Source organism: bacterium (assembly GCA_024228115.1).
Taxonomy (GTDB): Bacteria; Myxococcota_A; UBA9160; order UBA9160; family UBA6930.
Window position 1 is genome coordinate 1 of sequence record JAAETT010000328.1, and the last position, 6,847, is coordinate 6,847.

Below are 6,847 nucleotides of genomic sequence, written 5' to 3' on the forward strand. Positions count from 1 at the left end.
CAAGTCAATCCGATACCGCTTCTTCGACATACGGGCCCCATGAATCGGCCCGCGACACGGCGAGAACCGATTGGCTGCGGGGGACGCAGTGCTTAGCATGACAACACTTCCGCCTTTGGTCGATACAAGGGACTAGGAGGGTCCCCGTGAAGTGGTTCCTGGTGTGGGTCGCGATTGGCCTCGCCGCGGGCGCGTCCGCCGAGACGCCCTTCCAATTCTCGGCGCCGGGCCTCCGGGCACCAGACGATCCCCACGTCAACGGGGTCCGCTTTGCGGTGATCACCGCAAAGAACCGGAGCGTTCGCGGCATCGACTTGGGGCTGATCTCCTCGAGCAAGACCGGCGATCTCACGGGCTTGCGATGGGTACTTGGCGTGGGCCACCTCTCGGGCGATCTGCGGGGCTGCGCCGCGAGTGTGGTCAACCTGCACCGTGGCCGCGACCGGGGGCTCAACGCGGCCTTCTTCAACCGGGTCCACACCATGGCCAACGGCGCCAACGTCGGCGTCCTGAACCTTGTGGACGACTTCTCGATGGTCGACGTGGGCGGGCTCAACCTTTCCGAGCGCTCGAAGGTCCAGATCGGCGTCATCAACATGACCACGAGAATCGAGGGCGTTCAGCTCGGCTTCCTCAACTTCGCCGATAACGGGTTCCTGCCGATCTTCCCGTTCTTCAACTTCCCGGGGAGGTGACGAGAGGTCGCCCTGGGAGACCGCAATGGCGACCCGCTGCCAGCCTTTCGCACCGGAGAGGTGGCCGAGTGGTTGAAGGCAGTGGTCTTGAGTACGGGACGGAGAGCCTGTGATTTCAGCGACTTCGGTGAGTTGCGTCGGACCGGAACCGCGCAATACCGCACAGAACGACCGCCATTTGACGTCGCTAGCGACGTCAAATGGCGGACACCCGAGAGCCACTGACTTCGAACAAGGGTGGGCAAAGAGGCGAGCGGGGCGAGCACCGATTGAGCCCCAAGATCGCACAACAGGACTTGTACACGGCGTAAGGCAGTTGGAATCTACATTCCCGGCGGGTCCAGGTACCGAGACGACTGAAGTACTGCGCAACGCCTACCTCTTCGACCATCTCCGGGACCCAAAGAACCAGTGAGTTGTGGCGATAGCCGCAGACGCTGTCTGCCAACAGACAGACAACTGCGTTCTGCGCAGATCGAAGCAGCAGGGTCTCAACCTCCTCGCTGCGCGGGACGAACACGCAGCTCGGTCGATTCTCCGTGCCCGCGGGCTCGAGCCTCGCGTGCTTGTTCGCCGACCAGGACCAGGACGACAACGCGCTGGACTTCATCGTGCTCGCCACGCCCGCGCCCGGCAGTGTGGAACTGCAGCCCGTTCCCGAACCTGGAACGGGGCTGCTCACGATGGCGGGCTTGATTGCATTGGGTGTTCGGCGACGGTGCAGCCGTGTACGCAGGGTGAACGCCCATGCGTGGCAATCGCGCCGAGGCGGTCCCAGCAGCCAGCGTTCCCTGCGAAGTGCCCGTGGTTGCTGCCTTCGAGAGCAACCGCGGGGCACCGTTCGGGATTCGTATCCCAAGCGAATGCAATCGCAGTGGCGGGCGTCAACGGTCCTTCCGACGGTGTTGCCGGTGCGACCGCGAATTCTCGGAAACGCCGGAGCCCTTGACGAGCCCCTTGCTCGGCTGGCTCGGGGTTCGCAGTGTCCCCAGGAAATCCAGTAGCCGGCTCCTCTCGGTTTCGCTCAGCGCTTTGAATGCGTCGGATGCGTCCTGGGCCTCACCCCCGTGTGATTCGATCGCGTCGGCGAGGGTCGGGCAATGGCCGTCGTGCATGTACGGCGCGGTGTCGGCGATCCCCCAGAGCCTTGCGGTCGTGAACATGGTATTGCCATCGCCCTCGGCGAGGCCCGGTCCCATGTCATGGAGCTTGAGGTCCGCAAACAGAGGCACCGCCACCCCAGATCCGCTCTTCCGGAAACCCGGTGCCTGGCGCGTGAGGTTGATCGAGAAGTAGACGTTGGCATCCGGATCTTCAGGGACCTCGGGGAAGGCAAGCTCGAGGAACTTGCTGTCCGTATGCAGTACCGGCTTGTGGCAGGATGTGCAGCCAATCTCGTCGAATAGGCGGCGCCCTTGTCTGGCATTCTTGGGCATTCGCCGCTGGGAGTGCGGCCGCTCGAGAGAGGCCTGGAAGACATGGAGGGCCGAGAGCTCACCCTCCAGCAGTTCGTTGGTGATTCCGTCTCCATCCGCGTCGACGCCCTCACCCACGACCTCGACGGGCTGGATGCCGTGATGGAACTGCATCGCGCCGATATCGAATTCCCGCACGGTGGCGCAGCAGCCGGTGCGTCCGAAGGGTCGAACGACCAGATCCGTATCGACCCCCTCGACACCGTCGGTGTTGAAATCGACTCCGTCGAACGAGATCGTGCCGAACTCCACGCCCTTCGCGACGAGCGGAATCTCCACGCCCGGGTTCGCCTCGGCCTTCGCCTTCAGTGCCTGAAGAGCCTTCGTCATTTCCTTGCCAAGCGCCTCGATCCCGCCTGAACCAAACGAGAATGGCGGGTTGATCATTCGGCCCTGCATGCTCGCGTATCCCTTGTCGTCGGAGTCGTCGATGTCGGGATCGATCACGCCCGGAAAGGCGCTCGCCCCGACCCCACCGACCCCACCCACCGCGAAGTCGGCCGGGATGTCAGCATTGCTCCGGAAGTTGTGACACTCGAGACAGGTCTGGCTGTCGAGGCCGTTCATCCGCAGGAAGGTTCCGTTGTCGTTGAGCGTGGGGCGGCCACCGGGATTGATCTTGTCGAGTGGATTGATCGGACCGTCCCCGAGGCCGTCGGCCTTGTTGAAAGGAGTGGAGAAGACCCGCAGCCCGTGGCTCCGAATCTCCCTCAGGCTCAAGCCATTCTCGACCTCGTCCTGCGTGATCCGAGGGGTCAGGTTCGGTTCGGCGGTCGCCGAACTGGCACCACCCCAGACCAGGGCCGCGGCGCAAGTTCCCACGATCCATGCGGTTGCAAGTTGGCGCGGGCGGTGCCGGCTCTCGAACGACCCTCTCATGTCAGTACCTCCAGGGCAAATCAGCTTCAGGGATTGACCCATCCGATTCGGATTGGCCTGCGCCCATTTGATCGCGCAACACAATCAAATCCCGCGCTGCAATCGCGACGAACGGTTGATCAACGAACTTTGGTGCACTCCAGGAACCCGGCGATTTGTCCCGCTCGGGTCCGACACGCGCCAGCGCCGCAGCAGTCGAGGTCACGGCGACAGCCCGCCGCACCGAGCGGCAAGCACTCCGTCTGCGGGTTGCGGGCGCTGAGTGCCACCTGGACGCTTCGGCTGCGAGCAACCGGACCATCGCCAAAAGCCAGGAAGTCCTCGCGGCGATTGAGGGTCCGCTGCTTGGCGTCGATTTCTTCGACGTAGGGATCGGTTTCATCGAGTTCGATGAACGGCTCGTAGGCGGAAGCGTTCGCGATCGCGTCGTGAGGCACGTGCTGCGGTTCCTGGCGCGGCCCATCGTCACGTCCGGTGTCGGGATCGTGATCGTCGCGATCGGTGCCATGCACCGAGATCGACTGCGGGCGGGGCGCGTCGATCCTCGTTCCAGGTACCGCCTGAGGGGCTCGTGTCGCAAGCGCAACGCTGCGCGAAGCCGCTGTTGGGTCGCCGGTGTCGACTCCGCGCAGCAACCATCCGGCCGCGATGCCAACTGACAGCGCGATGGCCGCCACGGGCAGAACCCGACTCGCAGAAGCGAAGCGAAGCTTTGGTCTGGAGGAAGGAGTCATCGATTGATGTTTCGAGAAAAGCACCTCTCAGGCGCGTGACGGCCCTCACCAATAGGGAGCCGCCTTGTCGGCGGTCCCTTCCCCTACGAACTCCAGCCTTACGGAGCGGCCCATTCCATCAGATTGGCCACGTACTCCGCCGGTCAGAATTGATGGCTTTCCGTGAGGTTGAGGGGCGCATGATCGCTCCACGGCATTGGAGTGGACCTCCCGGGTAGGCGACGCCAACGGCGACGTCACACCCCACGGGGCCTGAATCGTGCCTCGGTAACTGACCGAACTCGCCAACCTTTCGGCCAGGAGAGGTGGCCGAGTGGTTGAAGGCAGCGGTCTTGAAAACGGGACCGAAGTCCTTTGATTTCAGCGACTTCGGTGAGTTGCGTTGGACCGGAACCGCACGAAACGGGTCGGAACGGGTCCGATTGACGTCGCTGGCGACGTCAATCCCGCCACCGACCGGGAGTGAGCCCCAGGCTTCGAACCCCCGACCCGGTTCGAAGCTTGATGCTCTCAATCCCGCTGGAGACGACCTTGTCCCCGTCGGCGATCTCGCGCAGGCGTGCGGCCTTCAAGAAGATGAAGCGGCTTGGGATCGAGTGAGTCAGCGGTGAACTGTCCGCGGAGGCTCGAAGGACGCGATGTGCAACACTAGGGACGAGCAGGAGGGGATGCAGACGGTTTCCGCTGAGGTGAAGGCAGGGTCGCGTCAGCGGTGAGCTGACTCGCCGCCGTGGAACTCTTCGACCGATCCGGCGGGTAGAGCCGGGAGCTACGAGCGATGAGACTGGTGATCTACGCAGCCCTGATGGTCATGTTCACGCCGCTGCTCCTACCGGGATTGGTCTTCTACATGGTCCCGATCGTGGCCTCTCGCGGCCGGGTTTCGGGGACCGCCTACGCGCCGTTCATCGAGCGCCTCTTCTATCACTTGGTTGGAAGCCGTCCCGACCCCGCAGCGCTGGCACTCGCCCGAGGTCTTCCGGCCACGAATCGCGTCGTCATGGTCCTGCTCATGAAGCCGTTCGTGTGGGCAGCGCGGCTGTCGGGGTACCTTCCGCCCCGGTTGGAGTATCCCGCTCGACGACCGACGCCGTTCTTCGAGGCGGTCGCAGCCCGATGCGAGTTCCTGGACCACGCGCTGCTCACGCAGGCCGCGGATGGAACACAGGTCGTCATCCTCGGTGCCGGCTGGGACACGCGGGCGTATGGGTTGTTGGCGGGGCGAAACGTCGACCTGTTCGAGGTCGATGCTCCGGCCACCCAGGCCGTCAAGCGTGCGGCCATCGAGAAGGCGGGTCTCGACGCCTCGCGCGTGGTCTTCGTTCCGTGCGACTTCAATCGACAAAGCTGGCTCGATGCCCTGAAGAACCATGGCTTCGACCCCGACAAGCGCACCATCACCCTCTGGGAAGGGGTCACGATGTACCTCGAGGAGCACGCCATCGACAGCACCCTCCGCGCGGTCGCGGGTCTCCCGGCCGGGAGCTGCATTGCGTTCGATTTCTTCAGCCGCGAGTGGTTGGACAGCGCCGCCGGGAAGCGGATACGGCGAGGGGGCCAGGCGGTCTACGGCGAGCCCTGGATCTTCGGATTCCCGGTCGTGCCCGATTTCACCGACCGTCTGCGCGACTACCTCGAGAAGCGCGGACTCGCCCTGCGCGACCACCGACCCTTGGGCGAAGAGGCGAAGGGCGCGTTGCCCTACGGAGGCCTCGTGCTGGCGTCGAAGCCAGCCTGAATAGAGCCGGATCACTGCCGTGTGCCGGCTCGGTTGTAGATGCCCTCGCTCGGCATTCTGGTCTCGAGACGCTGTGGAGAGGCGCCGCATCGTGGCGTCGGCCGATTCAATGCCATCGAAACGACACCCCTGTCGATTGCACCGGGGGTTTCGAGGGGATGGTCGAGTAGCTCAGCGATTCGGCCTCCGCCCTGCCGGATCCGACTGGCAACTCTCCCCGGGAGCTTGGCTATCCTGCCACGCAAGTGCTGCCCAACAGGCTTCCGGGAACCCGCTTGAACCGACGGCCGGTTCTGGCCGACACTCCCCCAAAGGGCCCGACGCTCCGCGGCGGGTCGAGGGAGCGAGGGAGGATCGCCGTGAAGAATCGTTGGTCGACCCGTGGGAACGTCCTGCGGCTGCTGGTCCTGGGTCTGGTCGCGTCGTCGCCTGCCCGCGCGGGGGACTTCCTCGACGTCTGGGTCCACGACCTGAAGGCCGCGTCCCCGATGCCCACCGTCAAGGAAGGCGAGAAGCTGCGCGTGGCGTGCACCTGGCACGTCTTCCTGACCGATGGCCACGAGTTGTGGCAGGCGATGTCGGAGCAGCATTTCCCAGTCCGCCTCGAGGTCGATGGGCAGCCGATCGGCCAGGAGGTGGTGACCCTGCCGATGGGGACGAAGATCCAGAAACGGGACCCGGGTTTCCTGGGTGCGCCGGAGTTCTCGATCGCGGTCCAGGGCACCGTCGAGGCGACCTGGCTGGCCCAGGGCAAGGGCCCGCGCCAGGTCGAGTGCATCGTCAACGAGCCGAAGCAGATCTCGGACGCCCACCCGGCAAACAACCGCAAGAGCCTCCACGTCACGGTGCTACCCAACTACGAAGACGAGGTGCATACCGGCCAGCCCTGGCCGGAGGCTGCGGGCCAGGACAATCCGAAGAAGACGGCTCCCTCGGCCCACCGGAAGGCCCCGGCCGGGCCAAAGACCCAGGCAGACCGGTCCGGCCGAATAACGCCCCGGAACCCGCAACGGGAGCTGCCGTCCAAAGGAAGCATCCGCGCCTTGAATCCCCAGCCCGAGGTTCCGTCGAAGCCGAGCGCCGAGGACAAGAAGAAGAGCAAGAAGTCGACGGGCCGGACCCGTCCGCCGCCGACGCCCTGACGAGCTGCGGCGGGCTCGAGCCGTTCCGGCGGTTCTTCGACCGGTTAGCAGGGTGCTGAAAAACCCCGTGCTTCACTCCTTCAAATGGTAGAAAAGAGGCGGGGGTAGAGGGAATGCGGGGAAGCGATCGAGAGCAGGGTTCGATGTTCAGCTACGTAGCGCTGGAAGACCGGATTCCGGCGGA

General features: G+C 64.6%; 6 protein-coding genes. 4 read left to right on the forward strand and 2 right to left on the reverse strand.

The window, feature by feature from the left end; genetic code table 11:
• Nucleotides 1-146 precede the first annotated feature (146 nt).
• Nucleotides 147-695: a phaC PHA synthase gene (locus tag GY937_14505; protein ID MCP5057913.1), complete on the forward strand. Its 549-nt coding sequence runs from the start codon at nucleotides 147-149 to the stop codon at nucleotides 693-695.
• Nucleotides 696-1,261: 566 nt separating this feature from the next.
• On the forward strand, nucleotides 1,262-1,699 hold the full coding sequence (locus tag GY937_14510) for a PEP-CTERM sorting domain-containing protein (protein ID MCP5057914.1): 438 nt from the start codon (nucleotides 1,262-1,264) through the stop codon (nucleotides 1,697-1,699).
• Here the strand turns inward: GY937_14510 and GY937_14515 are convergent.
• Both GY937_14515 and GY937_14520 read right to left on the reverse strand, forming a co-directional pair.
• Complete coding sequence (locus tag GY937_14515) at nucleotides 1,580-3,049, reverse strand: hypothetical protein (protein ID MCP5057915.1); 1,470 nt, start codon at nucleotides 3,047-3,049, stop codon at nucleotides 1,580-1,582. The genes GY937_14510 and GY937_14515 overlap by 120 nt on opposite strands.
• A gap of 119 nt (nucleotides 3,050-3,168) precedes the next feature.
• Nucleotides 3,169-3,726 carry a hypothetical protein gene (locus GY937_14520; protein ID MCP5057916.1) on the reverse strand — a complete coding sequence of 186 codons (558 nt, stop codon included), beginning with the start codon at nucleotides 3,724-3,726 and terminating at the stop codon, nucleotides 3,169-3,171.
• Nucleotides 3,727-4,561: 835 nt separating this feature from the next.
• Here GY937_14520 and GY937_14525 point away from each other — a divergent pair.
• A complete protein-coding gene (locus GY937_14525) occupies nucleotides 4,562-5,521 on the forward strand; it encodes a class I SAM-dependent methyltransferase (GenBank protein MCP5057917.1) in 960 nt (319 codons plus the stop codon).
• Nucleotides 5,522-5,880: 359 nt separating this feature from the next.
• Nucleotides 5,881-6,663, forward strand: a complete 783-nt coding sequence (locus tag GY937_14530) for a hypothetical protein (protein ID MCP5057918.1) — start codon at nucleotides 5,881-5,883, stop codon at nucleotides 6,661-6,663.
• The last annotated feature ends 184 nt before the right edge of the window (nucleotides 6,664-6,847 follow it).

What these genes read in the sequence shown, in the direction of transcription:
- GY937_14515 (MCP5057915.1), bottom strand. Translation starts at nt 3,049, where the DNA reads ATGAGAGGGTCGTTCGAGAGCCGGCACCGCCCGCGCCAACTTGCAACC.
- GY937_14525 (MCP5057917.1), top strand. Translation starts at nt 4,562, where the DNA reads ATGAGACTGGTGATCTACGCAGCCCTGATGGTCATGTTCACGCCGCTG.